This is a genomic window from Armatimonadota bacterium (assembly GCA_029907255.1).
GTDB lineage: Bacteria > Armatimonadota > UBA5829 > DTJY01 > DTJY01 > JAIMAU01.
The window spans coordinates 1-23,103 of the sequence record JARYMF010000002.1; the positions used below are offsets into that span (position 1 = coordinate 1).

Below are 23,103 nucleotides of genomic sequence, written 5' to 3' on the forward strand. Positions count from 1 at the left end.
CTGTGAAAGGAGCAACTATTGATTCCGCGCATGAGAAGAAAGTTCGGCATGGGCATATATCCACACTTCACACCTGGCCTGCGAGACTGCCGCTGGCTGCTTGTCGAGCGGCGCTTATCGCCACCCTTCTCCCGGATCCACGCAGCAGCTATGGGCGACGTTTGCTGTGCATAAACATCGGCGGCGTAGCCGACAAAAAAACCAAACAAAAAAAACTCCCAAACGGCCGGGTCGAGAGCGTCGAAGTCGAGGAAACAGTCGGCGGCATTCTGCATTGGGGGCGCAAACCCAACCCTGAACTCCCTGACATCAGGGAGTTCAGCAAGAAGATACACAAGGCTTTCGGCAGGCGCATGCCGAAGGTTCTGGACCCGTTCGCAGGAGGCGGCGCTATTCCTCTCGAGGCGATGAGGCTGGGATGCGAGGCGACTGCTATAGACATCAACCCAGTTGCGTGGTTCATTCTCAAATGCACGCTGGAGTACCCGGAGAAGCTTGCGTATAAGAAGCTGCCGCTGCCGGACTTCGTGCTCAAAGACCGGGAGTTCATGGAGTCGTTCTTCAAAGCACAGGGTGCCAACCGAGAGCGCGTGAAGTCACAGCTTGCCGAGCTGGGGTTGGACGGCAGGAACAAAGTGCAGTCGGAACCGCTGGGGATAGAAAGATCTTCTTTAGATGCCAACCTGGCATGGCAGGTTCGTGCTTGGGGGCAGTGGGTTCTGGAGCAGGCGCGGAAAGAGCTTGCGCGGTTCTACCCCACCTATGCTGAGTTCGAGCCGCTTAAGAAGGTCGGCAGTTGGGAAAAGCGGCCGATGAAGCTTGTGCCGCTTGACGAAAACGGCAAGCCGGATATTGACTCGCTCAATGCGGAGTTCGACAAGCAGTATCTAAGAGATATTACAAAACCTCGCTGGATAGCCAAGCCGACGGTCGCCTATCTGTGGGCGAGAACAGTAACTTGCAAGAAATGCCGAGCGACAATTCCGCTGCTCAAGACTCGTTGGCTGTGCAAGAAGGGTGGGAAGCGGGTGCTCCTCACCATGGAGCCAAATGCAGACGGTACGGGAGTAGTGTTCGGGATACAGAACAACGTGCCGGTGGTCGGAAATAACGCCGCTCGGCGCCGCAGGCATGACAAGCGAATCGGACGAGGAACCATGAGACTCAACGGCGCGTGGTGTCCCTGCTGTGGCAATCCGAAAACCGTGGCGATGACGATGGAGGACATCCGCCTTGAGGGCCAGGCAGGGCGCATGGGTGCCGTGATGACGGCGGTCGTTGTGGACCCAATCAAGCCGAGGTTCAAGCGCAAGTCTGGCGACGAGAGCATTGTCGGCAAGGAATACCGCCTGCCCACGGAGGAAGAGATTCGCCTGGCAAATGAAGCGGCAAACGAAATCGAGCGCGTGTTCGCGGAAATACCCTTCGGAGTACCTGAGGAGCCTACGCCTACACCAGGTTTAGGCGCCTCGTCTGCGTTCTCTGCTCCCCTCTACGGCTTCGACAAATGGTATAAGCTTTTCACCCCGCGGCAGTTGGTTGCGCTGGGGGTGTTCGCCAAGTGGACCAGGAAGGTTCGCGAGCTCCTGCAAAGCAACGGGGCGGATGCTGTCTGGGGAGAGGCTGTTGTGTCCTATCTTGCGGCTGTGCTGGATAAAATTGCCGACTATAATTCCACGATTTGCGTATGGAATCCGACAAGAGAGCTTATTCGCCATACATTCGCGCGTTTTGCACTACCCATCACCTGGGATTTCGTCGAGCTAGCAGTAACTAACGATGTCAGCGGAGCTTATGTATCTCAGCTGGATAGCATTACACCGTGTCTGGAACATCTTCTTCAGGCAGGGATAGGCGCTTCCCAACCGCTGATAAGGAATGGGTCTGCTGTAAAGCTCGATTCAGAGCAATACGATGTGATAATAACCAGTCCGCCGTGCTATGATGAAATCCCCTCCATCAAGTTGATGGACTTCTTCTACGTTTGGTTGCGGCGGACGCTTTATGGTACAAGCCAGGATTTTGACTCGGTTTTCACCAGTGAGCTTTCGCCTAAGTGGGACCATGGAGCTAGTGATGGAGAGTTGGTTGACAACCCTAGCCACCTCGAAGGAGACGAGCAGAAGTTAAAGGCCGCTTATGAAAAGAGCATCGTAAACTCATTCAAGGCATGTTATCAAGCACTTAATCAGGATGGTCGACTCGTTGTAATATTCGAAAATAAGCATCCGGATATTTGTAAAACGCTGATTTCGACAATCTCCAAAGTAGGATTTGTCTTCCAGAGAATGTGGCCAACTAATAATGATAGTGAGTCGGACGACCTCCTACAAGCCTTGATTTCGACGACTTCGTCTCCCTACTGCTGGGTGGTCTTCAAGAAAACGAACGAAACAACTCACTCCAGTGGGGCCAACGTAAGTGAAATACAACTAACAAAAGAGCCTCGACCAAGTGTAGCAAAGGAGGCAAAACCAAGTGAGATAAGAGAACGACGAAGACCTGAAGATAGAGGAGGCGGTCCGCGACTTTCTATCCAAAAGCACAAGGAAGCACCAGTTACGGAAGCCAAAAAACGTGAATCGAAGCCTGAAATAGTTTGTTGGAAGCTAGGGCGTCAATGGAAATTGGCGGTACAAGTGCCGGAGGAAATTGCTGGAAATTCCAACGTGAAAGTATTTCAAAAGGGAAAAGAGCTTGATGAATTCGATGGAGAAAATTGGCTCCTTAAAGCAGTTTCGGGCAAAATTTTGGTCCAATGCAATAAAGATAAGAAATTTAAGATAGCCCTTGAAAAGGACTATCTTTTGTTTAAGCTAAATAAAGAAAATCAAGGGCGACGCATTAAGTTACCTTCTTATGGCTCCTATTTAGCAGTGGTTCCAAAGGACTGGGAGCGTGATGAGACGCTCTCGGGGGAGCCTTATGTGGCGCCGGAGCCAACATCTCTGAATGATTATCAGGCTCATTTCTTCCACCTTGAAAAAGATGAAGACAGAAGAATTGCGTTCAGCAACCCGCGCATTGTGATTGAGCCATTAAACGTTGAACTTAGCGGCAACTGCTTGAAAGATGCAAACGCGGAAATGGGACCGCTCTTCGGCAGTGACCCCCCAAAAATCTGTGTTAAGCAGGACAGCACTTGGAAAACCATAAAAACAATCGTTATCGGTGAAGAAGGACGTGGATCAAACAAATGGCGGATGAGCTTCACTCCTACTTCATCCGGCCTGGAGCAATATCTACCTAATGAGGTTAAATATAGAAGCGCTGGCTGGTACTTTCTTAGATTTTATGATTTAAACGACGAACTTGTAGAAAGCATGGACTTTAGATTTATCTCGCCTCTAAAGGAGATAAAAATCCCCGAGCAGTCTCCTTTCCCGACCGAAGACGGCCATGTGCAGCTATCTGTCGAATTTATCCATGACGAGGACCTTGTTCTTAATCCAGCCGATGAACAAACCAGCATCAAGGTTGAGGAAGCAAAAGGCCGAACAATCCTTAAGATACCGCCAAATCTTGCCTGCGATGAGAGCCGCTGGTTTGTGGGTCGTGTAGATGGGCCTCAGGTGGAAGTAGTGGTCTTGGCGGAAAGGGTTTGGTGGGCGATAAGTGAAGAGGGCGAAGAACCTTCGGAATGGAAGGACCGATGTCTAGAACTTTCTCGCGACGACTTTGCCGCTACTTCCAAAAAGGCTCTGTGGCTGCGATTCCCCAGGTGCCGATGGGTGGACAAAATCCGTGTTGGATTCGAACAATCAAATGCTAGGCCATATAAGGTAAGGGTAAAAGAGAGGACAGTTGCTATTCCGCTCCGTGATTTCTATGATGCTTTGCCCTTCGGAAATAGGGATTTTTCGCTTAAATTGTGGGTTAATATCGGAGGAGTAACTTACGAAGGGAACCCCTGTGAATGTAAGGCAAGATTTAGATGTAAGAAATGTGAATTTTCCGCTTTCACAGAAGAAGACATGCATGACCATATCCAAAAGAAGCATCTAGATGAGTTCTTTATCCATGTGCCTTATGACGAGCTGCGTAGACGAGATCCCTCACTTCCTAAGGAGATATATAAGTGCAGTTATTGTGGTCATTATGTTCCATCTAGCGATGCTGGGTCTCTCACGAGTGCCATTTATAAGCATATTGAGAGGGAATGTCAAAAAGCCGAAAGAGAAATGGGAATTGTAAAACCTAGGTTTCGTGTAATTACCGACTCTAATGAAATCAGAGAGAATGTAATTTCTAACTTGCCACGTCTCTATAGATGCAAATTGTGTGGAAACAACTCGAGGAATTTTGACGAAGGAAATAGGTTAAACCACTTGATTAAAAATCATAAGAGCGAACTTTACTAGTTCTGGTGGGGTAAGCGTCTATGAATCTGAAAAAGCTTTCGGAACAAGTGGAAGAAGGATATCGGCGGTACCTAAAAACCACTTTTTACTTCAAGGACCCAGACCTTCGTGCATCGTTTGAAGAAGCGTTGAACTCAGGACATCTGAGTAAGGGACCGTTTATTGAGGCAACGCCAGTGTTCAGGCGTGGTCAAAAGCCGCGCAGCTTGTTCGAGGACATCCTTGGATTTGAGCCTGACGAGGGATTTTTGAAAGCTGTGCACGATAACAGGTTGCTCTACCAACACCAAGAACAAGCAATCCGCAAAGTGGCTGATGGACGCAATGTGATTGTTGCCACAGGAACAGGAAGTGGCAAGACCGAAGCTTTTATTTATCCAATATTGCTTCATCTCTACAAGGAGTTCAGAGCGGGCAAATTGTGCCCTGGAGTGCGTGCGTTAATCCTCTATCCAATGAACGCTCTGGCTAATGACCAACGTGAACGTCTCGGGGAAATCTGCAAACGGCTTAAAGAAGAGCGTTCACCCTTTCGCTTTACTTTTGGGCAGTACATCGGAGAAACGCCGGAAGATGAAAATGACTCCCAACGTAAAGCGCAAGACCACCTTTCAGAGCGAAGCAGGAGCGGTTATTCAATAATCGAAAACGGGCAGGTCGTGCATGGAGAGCTTGTTCTTCGGCAAGAGATGCGAACAGCACCTCCTCACATATTATTGACCAATTACTCAATGCTAGAATATCTACTTCTCCGCCCTGCCGACAGTCCGCTCTTTGACAACGGGCAAGCTCGATGGTGGACGTTTCTTGTGCTTGACGAGGCACATCAGTACAGAGGTTCCACGGGAATCGAAATGGCGATGCTCCTGCGGCGTCTCAAGCAAAGGTTAAGGGAGGGTGGACGCAGCGAGCCATTCCGTTGCATAGCCACCAGCGCCACGTTGGTTAGCAAGGATGATGGCAAAGATGCCGTAGCAAAGTTTGCCGCCAATCTGTTTGGCGAGGAGTTCCAAAAGGATGATGTGATTCTTGGCGAAACTGAACCAATCCCCGAACCTGGAACGTACAAGCTTCAACCAAACGATTATCGGCTCCTCAAAGAGGCTCTGCAGGAGAAAAGCGCGGAAGGCGAGAGGCGCCTGCGTGAAATAGCGGCGAAAATTGGCATTATGCTTCCAGCTGACGAAGACCTTCAAAAGGCTGTCGGGAGACTTTTGCAGAGCGACAAACGCGCAGTGGACCTGCGCCGCCGCATCACAGGAGAGCCCGCTGAGGTCCAAGAAGTCGCTAATCAAGTTTTTGAAGACCTGCCAGAAGAGGAGCGAGTTTCCTCTCTATTAAATTTGGTTGAACTTCTATTGCAGGCGAAGGACCCCTCCTCCGATGCACCTCTTTTATCTGCACGGTATCACCTATTTCTGAGGTCGCTTGAAGGCGCTTTTGTCTCGTATTGGCCCGAGAAAAAAGTCTTTCTCGACCGCAAGTCGGTTGGTAAAGAGAGTACGGCATTCGAAGTTGCCATCTGCCGAGAATGCGGTCAGCATTATTTTGTTGGACAGATCGTGCAGGGAATATTAGTAGAGGCGATACGCGATCCAAGTGATGATAGGTTTGGAGCCACCTACTTTCGGCCTCTTGAGAATGGCGAAGATTTAGCTGAGGAAGATAACAATGGCAAGGTCAAGAGCAGTCGGATATTTCACCTATGCGTGCGCTGCCGCAAAATTCAGCAATTCAAGCCGCAGTGTGGGCATGACACCATAATCCAGGTGGTAAGGGAAGAGTCTCCGAAGGATGAAGATAGGGCAGACCAACTGGTAAGATGCGGTGCCTGCGGATACACGGCTTCCGGTCGCGACCCCGTGCGTGAGGTTATACACGGCACAGATGGTCCCCACACCGTGATAGCTACGACTCTTTACAAAACCCTCCCAGAAGGGCGAAAAAAGGTGCTAGCCTTTGCCGACGGGCGCCAGGAAGCGGCTTTCTTCGCTTGGTACCTTGAGGACTCGTATAACGACGTTCTATATCGAAATATGATACTCAAGGTGGTTCGGCCGCAGAATGTTCACTCTCAAGGTGCTTTGTCTTTGCGGGATTTGGCGAAGGGTCTAGAAAACCTTTTCCGCGAAAAACGGGTTCTTCCTGCTTCTATAAGCGACGACGAGCGACGCCGCGAAGCTTGGCGTAGAGTCTATCGCGAGTTCCTTACCGATGAGTCAAGAATTTCCCTCGAAGGCGTCGGGCTGATACGGTGGCAGATTAAGTGGCCAGACGGGTTTAGGGTCCCCGAAGTCCTCACAAACCCTCCCTGGTTGCTAACTGAACAAGAAGCACGGGACGTTGTATTCATATTGCTGGACACGATGAGAACGGATAGAGCCGTTGAGATGCGGACCGACTGCCGTATCCAACCGAGCTGGAACGACCTCGAGCTCCCCTCACAGCAGAAATTTCGCATTGGCGATCCCAAAGGGAAGAAGGACGTACGCAGTTGGGATGGCGAGAGGGGGAAACGTGCTCGATTCCTTGTGAAACTTCTGATGAGGCTGCAGAGCGGCGTTTCGAAGCAAGAAGCCCTTGAGAAAGCTGTGGAGGCTTTGCGCTCGATATGGGAGACACTGCGTCAGTGCGATGAAGATGCCTCTCCCAAAGACCGCCTACTGCTCCCTGTGGATGATGCTCGCAGGCTGAATCCTGACTGGTGGAGAATCTCTAGCATCGCAGATAACGACACAATCTATCAATGCGACACTTGCGGCCGCCTTCAAGCGGTCTCTGTTCGCGGCGTCTGTCAGCGACACAGCTGTCCGGGCACTCTCAAGGCTGTGCATCTGGCAGATTTGGAACCGAACCACTATCGTCTCCTCTATGAGGAAGATTTGCCTGGGCTTTTGCGGGTGGAGGAACATACGGCACAGCTTGACAAGGAAAAGGCGCGGGAATTTCAGCAGGAATTCAAGCAAGGCAAAATCCATGTACTGAGTTGCTCGACGACCTTTGAATTGGGTGTGGACCTGGGGGACTTGGATATCATCTTCCTTCGCAACATTCCCCCGGAAGCCTTCAACTATGCTCAGCGCGTGGGCCGAGCTGGGCGGCGAAGTGGATATCCTGGCTTTGCCATTACCTTTTGCAGGCGTAATCCCCATGACATTTATCACTTTATAGAACCTCAGCAAATGCTGAGAGGCATGGTTCGGCCTCCTGTCCTGAGCATACGGAACGAAAAAATTATTATCCGCCATATTGTAGCAACGACCTTGTCGTCCTTTTTACGAGCCTTTCCAGAGAGGTTTAATAACGTGCAGGCTCTATTCAAAGACTTGGAGCATCCGTCTGGCGTTGCCGATTTCAAAGCGTTTCTAAATGAGCACCAAACTGAACTGGAAGAATCTCTGCGCGCCATTGTTCCTCCCGATGTTATGGATCAAATTGGGCTCAATGATGGGAAGTGGATTGAAAATATTACTAATAAGGATGGCCGCTTTGCTTTAGCAGAAGCAGAGGTCTCAAGCGACTATCGGACTGTCAAGAACCTTGAGGAGATGGCTGGGAGTAAGGGAGATTACGACGGTGCTAAATGGGCTAAGGCACGGGCGGATACAATTGCTGAGGAAGACGTGCTTTCGTTCCTCTCCCGCAAAGCTGTGATTCCGAAGTACGGCTTCCCGGTGGATGTAGTTGAACTGGATACCCAAAGGACGCAGCAAAGCCAAGAGGCATCTGAAGTCCTGCTCCAAAGAGACCTAAGTATCGCAATTTCTGAATTCGCCCCGACGAGCAAGTTGATTGCGAACAAGAAAGAGTGGACCTCTTATGGGCTCAAGAAGGTGGCTGAGAGGGAGTGGCCATTGAAGTTCTACAAGCGATGTCCCCGGCACAATGTTTTCCTTCAATGGGAAAAAGGACAACCAGAGCCTGAGACTCCATGCGGTGATAATTTGGCGGTGTCAAAATATGTTATTCCGCTTTTTGGGTTCGTAACTAATCGTGATAAGCCAAATGAGCCAAAATCACGGACTGCGAGACTATTTACGACGCACCCTTATTTTGCAGGTTCGCTCGGCTCCGAACCTGACATCATTGATATACCGCCGAATAATCCGATGATTAAGATGAAGAAAGCATCTCCTGGTTTGATGGTTGTGTTGTGCGAAGGCATACGTGGAGATGGATTCTATATCTGCCAAGAATGCGGTGCAGGATTTAGAAAGTGCGAAAAGACTCATAAAACTCCCTATGGTCAGAATTGTGATGGAATGCTTGAACAGGTTTCTCTCGGGCACGAGTTTATAACCGACGTGGTTCAGCTTCAGTTTTGTTCGGAAGCCCCTAACGACATCGGACCTGTTTGGTTCGCCTACTCGCTGGCATACGCATTGGTTGAGGGAGCCGCAGAAGTCTTAGAAGTGCCGCCAAACGACCTTAATGCAACTGTTGCCTCAAATAGCCAATTAACTATTCCTCCGATTGTTATTTATGACGACGTCCCTGGGGGAGCAGGCCTTGTGGCTCGGCTCGAAGATAAGGATATACTCAAGGAGTGCTTGCAGTTAGCGAGGGAAAGAGTCAGCGGTAGGTGTGGGTGTGATGAAGGGACAAGTTGTTATGGGTGTCTGAGAAGTTTTAGGAACCAATTTGCCCATCAATTTCTTCAGCGAGGGCCAGTAAAGCATTATATCGAGAATCTTCTCAGCAAGTGGCAGTAAACCGCACCCCATCGCACGGAATTACTTCTGTAAGGTTAGTTATATGAAGGAGATTAGATATGAGAATCATGCTATTATGTAGGGAAGCACCTGAACTATCAGCTCGATCTTTGGCAGAGTTCATTTTTGACCTGACAATGCTTTGGGACCGTTTAGTGATTTCTTTTGAGGAACCTTATAATCCAATTCTGTATTCGCCATATTTCTACACGCGTCAACGGCGGCTAGAGTCGCAATTGGAGCTGAAAATCGGAAAGTTATCCAAAGAATCCCCACTGCAGATTGAGCTTATCATTGGAACAGCTGCCGCTGCCATAAGGGCGGCAAAAATCTTCGCCGAGATTCTTCGTCTCCTAATCAAATTGCCCTTAGAGGTAGAGAGTCAACGGCTTAAAAATGCTGAGTTAAGGTTAAGATTGCTCGAGAGGGTTAATGAACTTTCGAGACGGGTTCACCCTGAGCACCGTGAGGTCATCCAAAAACTTTTAGAACAGGATAAAGATTTGCGGCGATTGCTAAAAAACGAGATTCGGATTATTAACGTAGAAGAGAAGCCAGACTAAAGCATGGGCGAGGGGGAGGCGGTGTATGAGGCGGTGGTGGAGCTGGTGCGGGCGCGGCTGGAGAAGGCGAGGAGCGTATAGGCATTTCGTACGTCTGCGCCACCGCCACTGCCAATCAATCTACTTCAGTGCCCAGAGCATAAGCGCTGATGCCCATTGGCTTGAAAAACCGTAAGGTATTGAGAAATGATCATGCATAAAGGCACTTCATGGGGAAAAGCTTGTCCTGCTGGCCCTGATTGCCAAACTGTGTGCCGTTCCTGCGGCTATAGCCACAAAGTCTTTGTTTGGCTTAGGAACATCGCACTGACCATCATCGTTATTTCCCCAAGCGACGACAGAACCATCTTTTCGAAGTGCTAAACTGTGGTCCCCTCCTCCGTCTATCTGCACAAACGGACCGTTTAGGTCAACTCCTACAACCTGAATACCCCGGCCGACAATCGAACCTGCCTTCGAACCAGTAAACTGCGGCACAACGGTAAACCACAACACAACAGCAGTAATACCTACTATCACAGCAAACAGTACAAGAAGCCTTGTTCTCATTGCAATTTCACCTCGTTTGGCATTATTGAACCACTGTGGCGTTCAGAGGTTCTTCGCTTGCCAGCTGGCATTGCGAAAATTATACGTCAAGATTTACATTTGTCAAGGGATTTCTCCTTTAATTGTGGAGTATTAAGTAACCATGTAGATTCGAAAGAGGGAGCATCCTTTCAGGTAAGTATTGGTGTGACATAGCATAGACACGTCACTGCAGTGTCTACAGCATAAGCGCTGATGCCCATTGGCTTGCAAAACCGTAAGGTATTGAGAAATGACTCATGTATAAAGGTGCTTCATGGTGAAGAGCTTGTTCTGCTGATCCTGATTGCCAAACTGTGTGCCGTTCCTGCGGCTATAGCCACAAAGTCTTTGTTTGGCTTGGGTACATTGCACTGACCATACCTGTTATCTCCCCAAGCGACGACAGAGCCATCTTTCCTAAGTGCCAAACTGTGTAACCTTCCTGCGGCTACAGCCACAAAGTTCTTGTTTGGCTTGGGTACATTGCACTGACCATACTGTACATTATCGTACTGAAGATCCTCTTTGGCCCCCCAAGCAACGACAGAGCCATCTTTCCTAAGTGCCAAACTGTGGTACGCTCCTGCTGCTACAGCCACAAAGTCTTTGTTTGGCTTGGGTACATCGCAGTCACCATCACCGATAAACCCCCAGGCAACGATAGAGCCATCTTTCCTAAGTGCCAAACTGTGAAATCCTCCTGCTGCTACGGCCACAAAGTCTTTGTTCGGTTTGGGTACATCACACTGACCATACTCGTTATCCCCCCAGGCTACGACAGAGCCATCTTTCCTAAGTGCCAAACTGTGGTCCCATCCTGCAGCTACAGCCACAAAGTCTTTATTTGGCTTGGGTACATCGCACTGACCATACGCGCCACTCCCCCAAGCGACGACAGAACCATCTTTCCGGAGTGCCAAACTGTGGTAGCCTCCTGCGGCTACAGCCACAAAGTTCTTGTTTGGGCTGGGTACGTTACACTGACCACACCAGTTGTTCCCCCAAGCTACGACAGAGCCATCTTTACGAAGTGCCAAACTGTGGTCCCATCCTGCTGCTACAACCACAAAGTCTTTGTTTGACTTGGGCACATCGCACTCGCCATACGCGTTACACCCCCAAGCAACGACAGAGCCATCTTTTCGAAGTGTTAAACTGTAGTAGTCTCCTGCGGCTACAGCCACAAAGTCTTTGTTGGGCTTTGGCACATTACACTGACCATAGTTGTTCGAACCCCAGGCTACGACAGAGCCATCTTTTCGAAGTGCCAGACTGTGGTACTCTCCTGCCGCTATGGCCACAAAGTCTTTATTTGGCTTGGGTACGTTGCACTGACCATACCAGTTGTTCCCCCAAGCAACGATAGAGCCATCTTTCCTAAGTGCCAAACTGTGGTGCCATCCTGCTGCTACAGCCACAAAGTCTTTGTTTGGCTTGGGTACATTACACTGACCATACTCGTTATTTCCCCAGGCTACGACAGAACCATCTTTTCGAAGTGCCAGACTGTGGTACTCTCCTGCCGCTATGGCCACAAAGTCTTTATTTGGCTTGGGTACCCGGCACAGACCATACTTCTTCTTCCAGCCCCAAGCTGCGACAGAGCCATCTTTTCGAAGTGCCAGACTGTGGTAGTATCCTGCTGCTACAGCCACAAAGTCTTTGTTTGGCCTGGGCACATCGCACTGACCAACATAGTTACTTCCCCAAGCAACGATAGAACCATCTTTTCGAAGTGCTAAACTGTGGTCCCCTCCTCCGTCTATCTGCACAAACGGACCGTTTAGGTCAACTCCTACAACCTGACCACCCCAGCCGACAATCGAACCTGCCTTCGAACCAGTAAACTGCGGCACAACGGTAAACCACAACACAACAGCAGTAATACCTACTATCACAGCAAACAGCACAAGAAGCCTTTTTCTCATTGCAATTTCACCTCGTTTGTCATTGCTAAACCACTGGGGTTGCCATCCAGAGTATCAAATACGCTAGTAATGTTTTGACCCCTCGAATTAGTTTAGTCCTCTACTAAGTGAAGTTTTGCGATAGAAGAAGTCACTTCCTCCAGATTTTCGTGAGTATTCTTCACATCGGTTATATCCCAAAAGGTGGTTGCCTTCCGGAAGTTTTCGGGCATAGCATCAATTTCTCTTCGAATTGCCGAAAGTTGTTCTTCGTCCGAAATAACAATAAGTTTTTGAACAGTCTTATTCATCTGTGCTTTCTGTAGATTAACGATGAGAGAATCAACAGAACCTCGATCCTGAACTTCAAAAACATAAGACACTGTTCCGAGATTAGCAATTCTCGCTCGCCAGATTACATCTACTTTCGCGCCAGCGGCTATCAATTTTTCCTTCTCTACTTCAAAGCCAAGCCACGACCCAATTTCTGCTACTTTGTCTCTTATTTCATCGTGTCTAGAAAGCCCTTTCCGGGGAGTTATGATTTCTTTCTCTTGTTGAGACTTTTGAGACTTTGCGACCTTTTCCCATACCTTCCAAAGGAAATAATCAACAAAGAGCAAGTCAACATCCTGATAGTTTTCCTGAGTAAGCAACTTAGACAGTTCGATCAATGCATCATTAAACAAGTCATATTCTTCGCCGTTGATTTCGTATTTATCACACGGAACCCCTTTTACCTCAAACCAGGCAAGCGATTTTCTTGCCACGTCATTCCAAATCCCAGCATGCTGAGGATCTGTATGGCACAGAATCTCTGTAACCATACTAGGTCCGAACCCTTTAACATTCTTCAAGAACCTTTCATACCGCTCACCAGGCGTACCTTCTTTTCTCACAAGGCGTGCGAATTCCACAGATAGTTTATCAATGCCGTTGTCGCTTATAATCTTATTTGCGAGGTACTCCTTATTGGTCCACATTCTAACCGCCCATAGTTTCTTGATCATTTCAGAAAAATTGAATTCGTTGAGTTGCTCCTGAGCCATTCTCTGAAAGAACTGTTTTCTCTCATACCTTTCTCTCATGTCTTCTTGAAATTCACTTTGTTTCGAATACTCTTGGAAGAACTCAATGCTTTCTTGAGTTTTTGCTCGTTTAATCCAAAATCCTCGTTCATGGTTAAACATCTCCCTCGTTCAAGTTTTTTTTTGCCTTCAACTCAAGGAATCTTTTTTCCTCAGCCTGCTCTCGGTTGAGATTTTAATATTCTCTACAAAAGCCGTCACTGATTGAATACCTCGAAGAGCGGGATGTTTCCTGCTTCGCCAGTTTATCAATAGTCCTCCCGTCCAACTTGAGGTACTCGGCAGGCTGGTTGACAGTGACCACCATGTCGTCCACCCCGACCGAGCTGCCGCCCAGGAGCACAGGCAGTGCACCAGACGCCGAATCCTGACAGCCAATGCCCCTGTTCTACAGCGGCTTCGGTGAAAAATCCAATGATCAGAATCCCAAAATCTTCCCGAAGGCTTTTCGCGGCAGGTGTATTCGACTCGCAGAACTATTTCTTCTTATCGCCTGGGCTCTGTTGCGGCTCGCTTTATCGGCTGTGATGGTTTGTTATCCGGTTTTCCTCTGCAGAACCATTCTGGGGTGGCAGTGGTCCTGATTACGGAAGTTAGGGCCAGGCTCTTTTAGTAAATCTCCGGCCCTGTGAGATTTCATCTGTTCTAAGTTCTTGTGGTCGCACATTATTGTGCCATAATTATTGCTGTTAACTCGAGGGCAGCTAAAAGGGTCATAAGAATGAATGCCAATGTAAAGAGTGATTTGGCATACTCTACGTGTTTTCGGTCGCGTTGAGCGCGTGCTCTGGCTTTGTTGTACTTCTCATCATCGTTATCTTCTAAATACTCCATCAAGAGTCTATGTGCTTCTATATTATGCAGACGTATGGTCATCAGTATGTTTATGACTGCCACAAACAGCGCACATGTTATAATACACAGCGCCGATTCAACTATGAGTAGCCACGTTGGACGAGGAAAGTTACTTGGAGGGTTTATGGGAGAAAAAAGAATCCATGGTGTCCATAGAAACGCAGCGACCCAAAGCATCATATATGAATAAGAACCCCAAAAACCCCCGGGTTCTGCGACAACGACTTGATATAATTTTTGTTTTAGTTCCTCCTTATTGTCTTTGCTCATCAATTCCTCCTACAAACAGGTTCGGTTATGACACTAGCAAACAGAGCCAAAATTGTCAAGCGGTTTATTGTTTGAGTATGTTGTTTCTCGGCTATTGCAGGGTGTCTAAAGTGGCGGTGGTGCACTTCATCAGCGTTATCTGCCGAGGAAAGTTCGCTTGCGAGCGGTAAGAGCGGCCAAAGCTGAAAAATGACAGCAAGCCACCCGATGAATTAAAATAGAAATACTTATTCAACCTATGGAGGGAAAAGTGTCTCTACGTAAGTTTGGTCTCCTTTGCATTGCCATCACTTTGACAGTTTCCGTCGTTTCCCCCAGCGCATGTTTAGCCGAGAGGGTAAGGCGCATGCCTGCACCATCCAGCGGCTCCGAGAGCACCGATGTTATTCGAGAGGAGCGGATTAGAGCGAGGATGGAGGCGGCTGTCCCGTGGCTGGGAATCGCATTCAAAGAGACTGCCGCTGATTCTAGGGCGGGTGGTCTGGAAGTTGAGTCAGTAGCCGCTGGTTCTCCGGCAGAACAGGCGGGCGTCCGAAGCGGCGACATCATCAGTCAAATAGGTGGCAAGACGGTAACGAATGCAAAAGATTTTATGCAGTTGGTTCTTGGGCTTAAGATTGGGACGGATTACCCGCTAACGGTTATTCGGGATGGCAAAACGCTTGAGCTGACAATTCGCCCTGCGAGCCGTCCTGCGGGGCGGTTTGGTTCGGCTTCGACAGCGAACACCGAGGATGTTTCCGATAAGCCGGCGCCGAGGAAGGGACTGCTCGATATAAATGTCTTAAAGTATGCATTCATTGACCCCAAGACGCGCGCTGTAACCTTCGTTGGCAAGTATGACCCCACCTATAATACCGGCCCGATACCATATGCCGACTATCTCAAGGTGGCGCTGGAAAACCCGTATCCGTCGTTTTCTCTCGACCCGCCCCAGGAAACTGCCGAGGCGCTGAAGACAGCCGCGAAGGTTCTGGATGCGGAGATAGCAAGGATGGACGATTTGGAATACGCCAGCCAGTGGGCTCAGAAGGTCTCTAATCTGCTTTTAGAAGATCCTTCGCTTGAGGTAGATAGAGCAAGATTCTTCAAACACTGTGCCGAGGTGCTGGGGATAACGGGCGACGAACTCAGGCGCATGCACGATGCCGCAACTGGTAAGATAGACATTCCCGGTACGGAGTTCATGGGCTTGGCGTCGAAGATGATACGCGGCATCGGACTCCCCAAGGCAGGCGACGCTTTGGGTGTGCTTGCCGCCGGCGGTACTCCTGAGGAACTGCTGTTCAAAATGGCAGAGAAACTTGGGCTTTCTGACCAATACACCGCTCTTGTCATGAAAGGCTTGCCGCCGGAGGAGTTTCGGAAGGAGGAGATTATTCTCTGCATATCCGAAATATGCCGCCAGTTTGAAGCGCCGGAAAGCGAAATCAACAGCATTGTGGCATCCATTCGCGGTGGGCAGTCAGCCGACTTGATAATCAACTACATGGGCAAACAGCTCAGCAATTACATCACCAAGAAATCCGGCAGAAAAATGATAAACGGGTTGATTCTCGGACCGGCGGTTTTGGCGAGGCTCTACAATCTGCCAATCCCCAAGGCTGAGCTTGTTTTTAAGGGTCTGCCTGCGGATTCACTGCTCGGCGATGTGTTCTTTAAATCGGACTACAGGTTGAAGAGTTTGAGCACATACCCCGACGCCCGAGATAGGGTCGCCGCCCATCTGACGCATCAGGAGTTCATGCAGAGACATCTGCCGGCGGCTGTGCTGAAGGCACTGAGCGGTGTGGACGTCCTTGCAGGTCAGCGGCTGGTTCCTGCCGAGGTTGCTATGCATGTGTCGCCAGCTGGCGATGTTGTTGAGTTCGGCGATTCCAAAATAAAGATTATCGGCTGGATAATTGAGATGATGCGCCCAGCCGACAAAGCAACTATTGATACTCTCAGCGACTGCATATCAAAATACTCAAACTTCCTTGCTGAGCACTACGACGACTATGCGAGGGTCTATCCGGAGTGGCACAAGCTTTCGGAAGCGGCGAAAGTAATTGCGCTCGCAAGGTGGGCGAAAAACAATGGCTATACATTGAGGGTGATTGGCGAATCCGGTGAAAAGGTCAGCCTGCCGAAATACATCAATGGCTTTTGGAGTGCAGTTTTCGAAGTCTACGAAGACAGCCAATACCTCAACTTCATCGCTGAGGGAGGCGCTAGTTTTGCGAAGGACGAGGGAGAAGACTGGCTTAAAGTTCAGCAAGACGTATCCGTTACATCCAGTGTATCCAAGCAGTTGGTTGCCAGCGCAATATTTGCCGAGCAGGCTTTGGGTGCGGCTGTTTCCGGCGACCTCGAATCTGCCAGGGAGCTAGCCGAGAAGAGTGCTCGCGCAATGACCGGCGAGATTGACCTAACGAGACTGCCGCCGCTCGACAACATCCCCGTTCCTGCTGACCCCGCATCTTATGCGGCGGCGACGAGGGAAGCCATTGATGAAGCCGCGGAATGCTTTGATAAAATGATTGCGGCTGGAAAGGATATAGAAAAAGCCGAACAGCTTGCCGCAACTGCTCCAGACGAAGCCGCGAAGCTTAAAGAGCAGGCAGTCAAAGTTCGCGATGAAGCTCAAGCGAAGCTAAACCAAATCCTCGAACAGGTTAAGAACTACAAGTCCGACCCCACGCAGTCGGGAGAGGCGCTGATTGTATTGCAGAGTGATTCGGCGGTTGTTATGCCGATTGCGAGCGGCGGGTCTGCGGCATCATCCGGCACGAGTGCCCCAGGCACCACTAGCACCCCAGGCACAGGGGCACAGCCGACTGCAGCTGCTTCCACCAAGCCGACGCCTGAGGATCTCGAAAGGCTGAAGAAAGAACTTGATGAGGTAAACAAGCAGATTGCCGCCACCAGGGAAGCCTTGCTTAGGTTGAATAAGTATATCCAGTCAAACCAGAAGCTGTTTGAGGAATGGGAGAGTTCCGCGTCGGAGGGTTTCGACAGGTGTGTTAGCATGATAGGAGACATAGCTTTGGATTTTGGCATAGGCGGGCTCTCCGAGCGGTATGAGACTATCTATGAACTTGCCAAGAAGCTCCCAGGAAAACCAGAGGATGTAATCGAAAAATATAGATACCTTGCTTCGCTAACTCGAAGGCTGAGAGAGGCAAAGGAGGTCAACGATTTTGCGGGTTTGGCTGAGAGGGAGAACAAGACGGAGGCAGAGATTTGGGAGACGCTGAGGGACGGCATTGGCCAAATCTCGGGTTTATTGGGGCTTGATGATACTCTGCCGGGGAAGTGGTGGAAGTACGGCAGTTTGGCTATTGATACCGCGTATAACCTGGCTGAGCTGCGCATGACGTGGAAGAACCTAAAGGCGCTCGAGGAGAGCACCGACAGATACGCGGAAGCCGTCAGTAAATTGGCGGCGAAGATGAAAGAGCTTGTTGACCGCCAGAAGGAGATAAAGCAGAAAATAGAAGCCGGCGGCGAAGTTGAGAAGATAGCGAATTAGCAAACTCCCCGGCATGGGGGAGACTGCATGCGAATTACAGCGGCAGTAGGGGCGCTGTATCGAGCAGAGTGAACAAAATAGAACGGGGGACACGAAAATGGACGAACACGACTACAGTGGATTGACCAATGCATTCGATATGCTTTTTGAGGAGATTGAGCGCGTCATGAAGAAAGTGAATGAGTCTGGCAGCCAGGCGTTTTCCGAGGGCAGATATGACGACGCCAAACAGATGATTGCCCAAGCAAAGAGTCTGAACGATTTACGTTTAAAAGCTATTTCGCTTGGTCAAGACTTGCAAAAGCTGTGCGCCGGTCGGAACAGAGAAGATGTCTTGAGGAGAAACCCGGGGCGCTTAGCAGAGGACTGGAAAACTAGTCACGAGTTCTTCTACATTCCCATCCTTCAAGTGTTGTGTGAGATGGGCGGTGGAGGTCGAGTGGGCGAAGTGCTGGACAGAGTCTATGACATTGTGAAGGATTCCCTTAAGCCGGCGGACATGGAGCGTCTCCCGGGCGGCAGAGACCTGCGCTGGCGCACCTCAGCGCGGGGGGCGCGGTGGTACATGGTCCAAAAAGGACTTCTTAAGGCAGATTCCCCGCGTGGTGTGTGGGAAATATCGGAGGCTGGCCGCGAATGGCTGGAGCGGCATAAAAATGTGAATGAGATTTAATCATAATAACATACTTTGTTCGCCGAATATGGGCTTTGTCGTGGTCTTATAATTATGGGAGAAAATATCAGGCGGCGCTGAACGGCGCTAGAGCAGTGTTTCCCAGGAGTGGGCAGGATTTCAAGTCCTGCCCCTCTTTTTTCGTTTGCAACCGAACATATGTTCCCTAAAGGAGGCGACCGTGGGCATCTATCATTACTTCGCGCGCGCAGATTGGAGGCTCGGCTGATGAACAGCGCAAAGTTCGCCAACATACCCCAGGAGCTCAAGGCACGGCGGCAGTGGGTGTGCTACCGAATCGAGTTCAGGGACGGCAGGAAAACGAAGATTCCCTACCGTACGGACAAGGCTGGGGGCGGCAGGGCTCGATCAAATGATTCTACAACCTGGCATTCGTTCGAGGAGGTGGTTTCAGCCCTCGCCAAGCCGAAGAACCGATTCGACGGCATCGGGTTTATTCTCTCGGAGAGCGACCCATACACGTTTATTGACCTTGACCACGTGGTGAGCGGCGGCGCAGTCGAGGAATGGGCACAGGAGATTGTGGATAAAGTCAAGTCGTATACCGAGTTCAGCCAGTCGGGAGCAGGCATCCACATTTTCGCTCGTGCCAGGAAGCCTGGGCCGAGGTGCAGAACGCACAAACACCCGAAGTTTGAGATATACGACAGACTGCGGCTGGTTGTCTTTACTGGCAAGCTTTTGCCTGGGTCGCCACCGCAGATACGCGGCGCACAGAAGGTGGTTGATGAAATCTACTTTCGGATGTTCGCCGACGAGCCGCGCAGTGAGCCGAAGAAGGCAGGGCGGGAGTTTCATCCGATTCTCGCTTCGGACCGTGAGCTGGTTGATATGGCGTTGGCGGCGTCGAACGGAGGCAGGTTCCGCAGGCTTTGGAGCGGCGACACCAGCGAATACGGCGGCGACGACAGCGCGGCGGATATGGCGCTCTGCTGCAGTCTGGCGTTCTGGACCAGGAAGGATCCTGAGCGGATGGACAGGCTGTTTCGGATGTCGGGGCTGATGCGCCCGAAGTGGGATGAAAAGCGGGGAGATTGGACCTATGGCCGCAGGACCATTGATGCCGCGATAGAGCGCACCACCGAGGTGTACGACGGCAGGGGTGGCGTGCAGGCGAGGCGTGGGGCTGCGGATGAGCAGTTGACGGCGGCTCGTGCAAGAATCGCCCAGGCGCGGAACGCAGGATCGGCATCTGCGGTGTTCGAGGCAGTCGAGTCGCTCGCGCTTCTTCCGCCAGGCGAGTATGCGGATGCCGTCAAGAAGCTGAAGGAGGCTGTTCCCCAGCTCGACCTTCGCGAGTTGAAAAAAGCAGTCGCCAGGGCGCGGAAGTCGAAGTTCGCTAATGAGGGTAGCGAATATCCCCAGCTGGTAGTGAGCAACCGACAGCTGAGGGACATGGGCGACGAGGCAGTCGGCATACTGGAGCGGTCGAATGCGCCGCCGACGCTGTTCGTGCGGTCGGGCGCGCTGTGTGAGGTGGTGGAGGATGAGCGCGGGCGTCCGATAATCAGGGCGGTTACGGAGGATGTCGTGCTGGCGCGGCTAGCCAAAACGTGCAACTCCGTTGTTCAAACGGAGGATGGGCTGAAAAACGTACTGCCGCCGAGGAGCATTGCGTCGTACATCTTGGCTCAAGGACGGTGGCCATTCCCTCCGCTTGAGGCGGTAACTTGCTCGCCAACCATCAGGCAGGACGGGAGCATTGCGCAGGTGCCAGGGTATGATTCCGCGACCAGGCTCTACTACCATCGGACGTCCGATGAGCCAGTTAACGTTCCTGACAAGCCGACTAGCGAGGACGTCGTCAAGGCGCTGGGTCTGCTGGATGAACTTTTGCACGATTTCCCGTTCGACTGCCAGGCAAGCAAGGCAAATGCGATTGCTCTGCTATTGTCGCCCATAATTCAGCCGGCTGTCATGGACCTGACGCCGCTGTTCCTGATAGACGCACCGACGGCGGGCAGTGGGAAGAGCCTTCTTGCAATCACTGCGGGCATAATAAGCAGCGGCGCGGTGCCCGACTTCACGACCGCGCCATCGAAGGACGAAGAGTGGCCGAAGAAGATTACTGCTATCCTAACTGCTGGGCCTTCGCTTGTGGTAATTGACAACGTGAAGCACACCATCCAGAGCGCTGAGCTGGCAATGCTTCTCACCACAAGGGCTTGGAAGGAGCGCGTCTTCGGAAAGAATACCGAGACCGTCATACTGCCGAATCGCGCAGTGTGGGTGGCAACGGGCAACAACATCCAGATTGGCGGCGACATTCCGAGGCGGTGCGTGTGGATTCGCATTGACCCTCGGCAGTCGAAGCCTCACCAGCGGGAGGGATTCCTTCACCCGAACTTGATTGACTGGACGCTGGAGAACAGGGCGAGTCTGCTTGCCGCGCTCCTAGTCTTGTGTCGGGCGTGGTATGCTGATGGAAGCCCCGAGTATCCCGTTCCGGTGTTCGGCTCGTTCGAGAAGTGGACGCATACCGTCGGAGGCATTCTGGGGCATGCGGGTGTGGAAGGATTCCTGGCGAACCGAGACCAGCTGTGGGAGCAGTCGGATGCGGAGTCGGCGGAGTGGGAGGCATTCCTGTCGAAGTGGCACAAGGTGTACGGCAGTAAGCCTATTACGCCGAAGGAGCTTGTTCGCGCCGTCGAGACTGGGGAAGAGATAGCCGATGCACTGCCTGCGGTGGTGTCGGATGCTCTTTGCGGCAAAGGCGACAGGTGCTCGCGCATAGGCAAGCAGTTTCGGGCGAGGCTGGGGAAGCGCTACGGCAAGGGCGGCTTTCGGCTGGAGCGAGGGGCAAGGAATACGGGCGGCGTTACCTGGGTTGTTGAGGCGGACGATGCCCAGTCAACAATGTAGGGTGAATGTAGGGTTAGTGTAGGGTTGAAAGGTCAACCCTACATAATTTCACGGCGATTTTGAGCGTGAAAATGCGGTTAATGTAGGGTGTGTAGGGTCAAAACACCTCTAAACGCGGGGAAAGGGTATATATCTCCAGAAAGATAATATATATCCTTTGAAAATGGATTCGACTGCAAAACCCTACATAACCCTACATCCCTACATACCTCAACCGACGATAGCCGCTAATCAGCTGTAATCAGCAAGTCGAATTAGGTTTGGGCTGGGGCAGGTGAAAATAGAAATAGCCTCGGAAGATTCTTGTTTTTTCCGAGGCTTGCTTTGGGAGCGGGGGTTGGATTTGAACCAACGACCTTCGGGTTATGAGCCCGACGAGCTACCGGACTGCTCCACCCCGCAGTGTCGTTGAAATTATACCATGCCGTTCTAGTTTTGTAAAGACCATGCCCGCAGTTTTCCCAAGGTTTAATTCAATTTTTATTATTTCTCGACAAAAAGGACATCGCCGCCTTTGTGGTGTAACATACTCTTGAGATGATTCCAAAAGAGCGCATAATAGCGGCACTGGAACACAAGCCGACTGACCGAGTGCCAATCTATCACTGTTCGATTTCCTCGCGCATGGCGTCGCTGGTTCTTGGGCGCGAAGCATATGTTGGCGGCGGCATTCAGCAGTGGCGCGAGTCTGCGGCGATGTGGAATGGACCGGAGGCACACAAGGAGTTCATTGAGCGCACTCGTCGGGACACGATTGACCTTGCCAAGGTGCTTGACGTTGATATGGTCCGCCCATCATATTGGCGAATGACGAGGAAGCCAACCAGGCGGCTGGATGAATATACGTTTCTCTACGGCGATCCCGACGGCTCATGGGAGGTCATGCGGTTTGACCCCGAGACCGAGCTTTACCAGACGGTTGACCGAAGCCCACGGCCCGAGCCGACCGAGTCAGACATAGAAGCTGAGGTTGAGCGCCTCGAAAGGGGTCTCGACTCCTACGATCCCAAATGCGAAGAAATATGCGCTGATGCGATTGAGGTGCTGAAGGCATTCGGCGGCGAGCGCGCCGTCCCAGGGATGGGAGTCGGAGTTGGCGTGCCGAACCGCTCGACAATATGGTTTGAAATGATTGCCGCGAGGCCTGATTTAGTCAAGCGCTACATTGAAGTTCAGACCGAATACACCTTGAAGCGGATAAGGTGCTACAGGGAGCTGGACGTGCAGGTAATGCTTGGCGGCGGCGACATGGCATGGAACGAGGGACCAATTTATTCTCCAAAGTTTTTCCGCGAGGTCATGGCGCCGGCATTTGAGCGGCTGACCAGCGAATGCAATGCGCTGGGGAAGTACTACTTTTTCGCAAGCGACGGCAATCTTTGGCCCATTGCGGATGATGTATTTCCGATAGTTAACGGCTTCTATGAGATTGACCGCCGCGCTGGGATGGACTTGAGGAAGCTTCGCGAGCGGTATCCGCACTTAACGCTGATTGGCAACATCAGCTCCCACACACTGCACATGGGCACGAAGTACGACGTAATTGAGGAAACAAGGGACTGCCTTCAAGCGGCGAAGGAGCTGGGCGGCATAATCGTTGGAGTGTCCAACCTAATCGTTTGCCAGACTCCGCCTGAGAACTTCTTTGCTATGCTCGAGACGATTCGCAGTGAGCGGTAGCAGATAGAACCGCTGAGCTGATAATGG

General features: G+C 51.0%; 12 protein-coding genes and 1 tRNA gene. 7 read left to right on the forward strand and 6 right to left on the reverse strand.

Annotated elements, in window-relative coordinates; translation table 11 throughout:
• The 3 genes from QHH26_01390 to QHH26_01400 all read left to right on the forward strand — a co-directional run.
• Nucleotides 1–4,361 (forward strand): DUF1156 domain-containing protein (locus QHH26_01390; GenBank protein ID MDH7480613.1); only part of this gene is annotated, 4,361 nt, incomplete at its 5' end.
• A 20-nt stretch (nt 4,362–4,381) separates the two neighbouring features.
• Nucleotides 4,382–9,073: a DEAD/DEAH box helicase gene (locus tag QHH26_01395; protein MDH7480614.1), complete on the forward strand. Its 4,692-nt coding sequence runs from the start codon at nt 4,382–4,384 to the stop codon at nt 9,071–9,073.
• 59 nt (nt 9,074–9,132) lie between these two features.
• Nucleotides 9,133–9,636, forward strand: a complete 504-nt coding sequence (locus QHH26_01400; GenBank protein MDH7480615.1) for a hypothetical protein — start codon at nt 9,133–9,135, stop codon at nt 9,634–9,636.
• A gap of 207 nt (nt 9,637–9,843) precedes the next feature.
• Here QHH26_01400 and QHH26_01405 read toward each other — a convergent pair whose 3' ends face one another.
• The 4 genes from QHH26_01405 to QHH26_01420 form a co-directional block, all read right to left on the reverse strand.
• On the reverse strand, nt 9,844–10,185 hold the full coding sequence (locus tag QHH26_01405) for a hypothetical protein (protein MDH7480616.1): 342 nt from the start codon (nt 10,183–10,185) through the stop codon (nt 9,844–9,846).
• 293 nt (nt 10,186–10,478) lie between these two features.
• Nucleotides 10,479–12,134, reverse strand: coding sequence for an RCC1 repeat-containing protein (locus tag QHH26_01410; GenBank protein MDH7480617.1), 1,656 nt, complete (start codon nt 12,132–12,134; stop codon nt 10,479–10,481).
• 92 nt (nt 12,135–12,226) lie between these two features.
• Nucleotides 12,227–13,096 carry a hypothetical protein gene (locus QHH26_01415; protein ID MDH7480618.1) on the reverse strand — a complete coding sequence of 290 codons (870 nt, stop codon included), beginning with the start codon at nt 13,094–13,096 and terminating at the stop codon, nt 12,227–12,229.
• Nucleotides 13,097–13,867: 771 nt separating this feature from the next.
• Complete coding sequence (locus tag QHH26_01420; protein ID MDH7480619.1) at nt 13,868–14,326, reverse strand: hypothetical protein; 459 nt, start codon at nt 14,324–14,326, stop codon at nt 13,868–13,870.
• A gap of 250 nt (nt 14,327–14,576) precedes the next feature.
• On the opposite strand from QHH26_01420, the gene QHH26_01425 reads away from it, so the two are divergent.
• Both QHH26_01425 and QHH26_01430 read left to right on the forward strand, forming a co-directional pair.
• The gene (locus QHH26_01425; protein ID MDH7480620.1) at nt 14,577–17,840 is read left to right on the forward strand and encodes a PDZ domain-containing protein; all 3,264 of its coding nucleotides are present in this window, start codon (nt 14,577–14,579) and stop codon (nt 17,838–17,840) included.
• A 97-nt stretch (nt 17,841–17,937) separates the two neighbouring features.
• Nucleotides 17,938–18,513 (forward strand): winged helix-turn-helix domain-containing protein, encoded by a 576-nt coding sequence (locus QHH26_01430; GenBank protein ID MDH7480621.1) that lies wholly within the window; start codon nt 17,938–17,940, stop codon nt 18,511–18,513.
• Nucleotides 18,514–18,924: 411 nt separating this feature from the next.
• Here the strand turns inward: QHH26_01430 and QHH26_01435 are convergent, their stop codons facing one another.
• Nucleotides 18,925–19,332, reverse strand: coding sequence for a hypothetical protein (locus QHH26_01435; GenBank protein ID MDH7480622.1), 408 nt, complete (start codon nt 19,330–19,332; stop codon nt 18,925–18,927).
• 681 nt (nt 19,333–20,013) lie between these two features.
• Here QHH26_01435 and QHH26_01440 point away from each other — a divergent pair.
• Nucleotides 20,014–21,396, forward strand: a complete 1,383-nt coding sequence (locus QHH26_01440; protein MDH7480623.1) for a hypothetical protein — start codon at nt 20,014–20,016, stop codon at nt 21,394–21,396.
• Nucleotides 21,397–21,721: 325 nt separating this feature from the next.
• On the opposite strand, the gene QHH26_01445 is transcribed toward QHH26_01440, so the two are convergent.
• A tRNA-Met gene (locus QHH26_01445) sits at nt 21,722–21,798 on the reverse strand.
• 135 nt (nt 21,799–21,933) lie between these two features.
• Between QHH26_01445 and QHH26_01450 the strand changes: the two genes are divergently transcribed.
• Nucleotides 21,934–23,076: a uroporphyrinogen decarboxylase family protein gene (locus tag QHH26_01450; protein ID MDH7480624.1), complete on the forward strand. Its 1,143-nt coding sequence runs from the start codon at nt 21,934–21,936 to the stop codon at nt 23,074–23,076.
• The last annotated feature ends 27 nt before the right edge of the window (nt 23,077–23,103 follow it).

Excerpts from the sequence above, each read along its gene's own strand:
- QHH26_01395 (MDH7480614.1), top strand. The coding sequence starts at position 4,382 with ATGAATCTGAAAAAGCTTTCGGAACAAGTGGAAGAAGGATATCGGCGG.
- QHH26_01400 (MDH7480615.1), top strand. The coding sequence starts at position 9,133 with ATGAGAATCATGCTATTATGTAGGGAAGCACCTGAACTATCAGCTCGA.
- QHH26_01405 (MDH7480616.1), bottom strand. The coding sequence starts at position 10,185 with ATGAGAACAAGGCTTCTTGTACTGTTTGCTGTGATAGTAGGTATTACT.
- QHH26_01410 (MDH7480617.1), bottom strand. The coding sequence starts at position 12,134 with ATGAGAAAAAGGCTTCTTGTGCTGTTTGCTGTGATAGTAGGTATTACT.
- QHH26_01415 (MDH7480618.1), bottom strand. The coding sequence starts at position 13,096 with ATGTGGACCAATAAGGAGTACCTCGCAAATAAGATTATAAGCGACAAC.
- QHH26_01420 (MDH7480619.1), bottom strand. The coding sequence starts at position 14,326 with ATGAGCAAAGACAATAAGGAGGAACTAAAACAAAAATTATATCAAGTC.
- QHH26_01430 (MDH7480621.1), top strand. The coding sequence starts at position 17,938 with ATGGACGAACACGACTACAGTGGATTGACCAATGCATTCGATATGCTT.
- QHH26_01435 (MDH7480622.1), bottom strand. The coding sequence starts at position 19,332 with ATGAAACTCCCGCCCTGCCTTCTTCGGCTCACTGCGCGGCTCGTCGGC.
- QHH26_01450 (MDH7480624.1), top strand. The coding sequence starts at position 21,934 with ATGATTCCAAAAGAGCGCATAATAGCGGCACTGGAACACAAGCCGACT.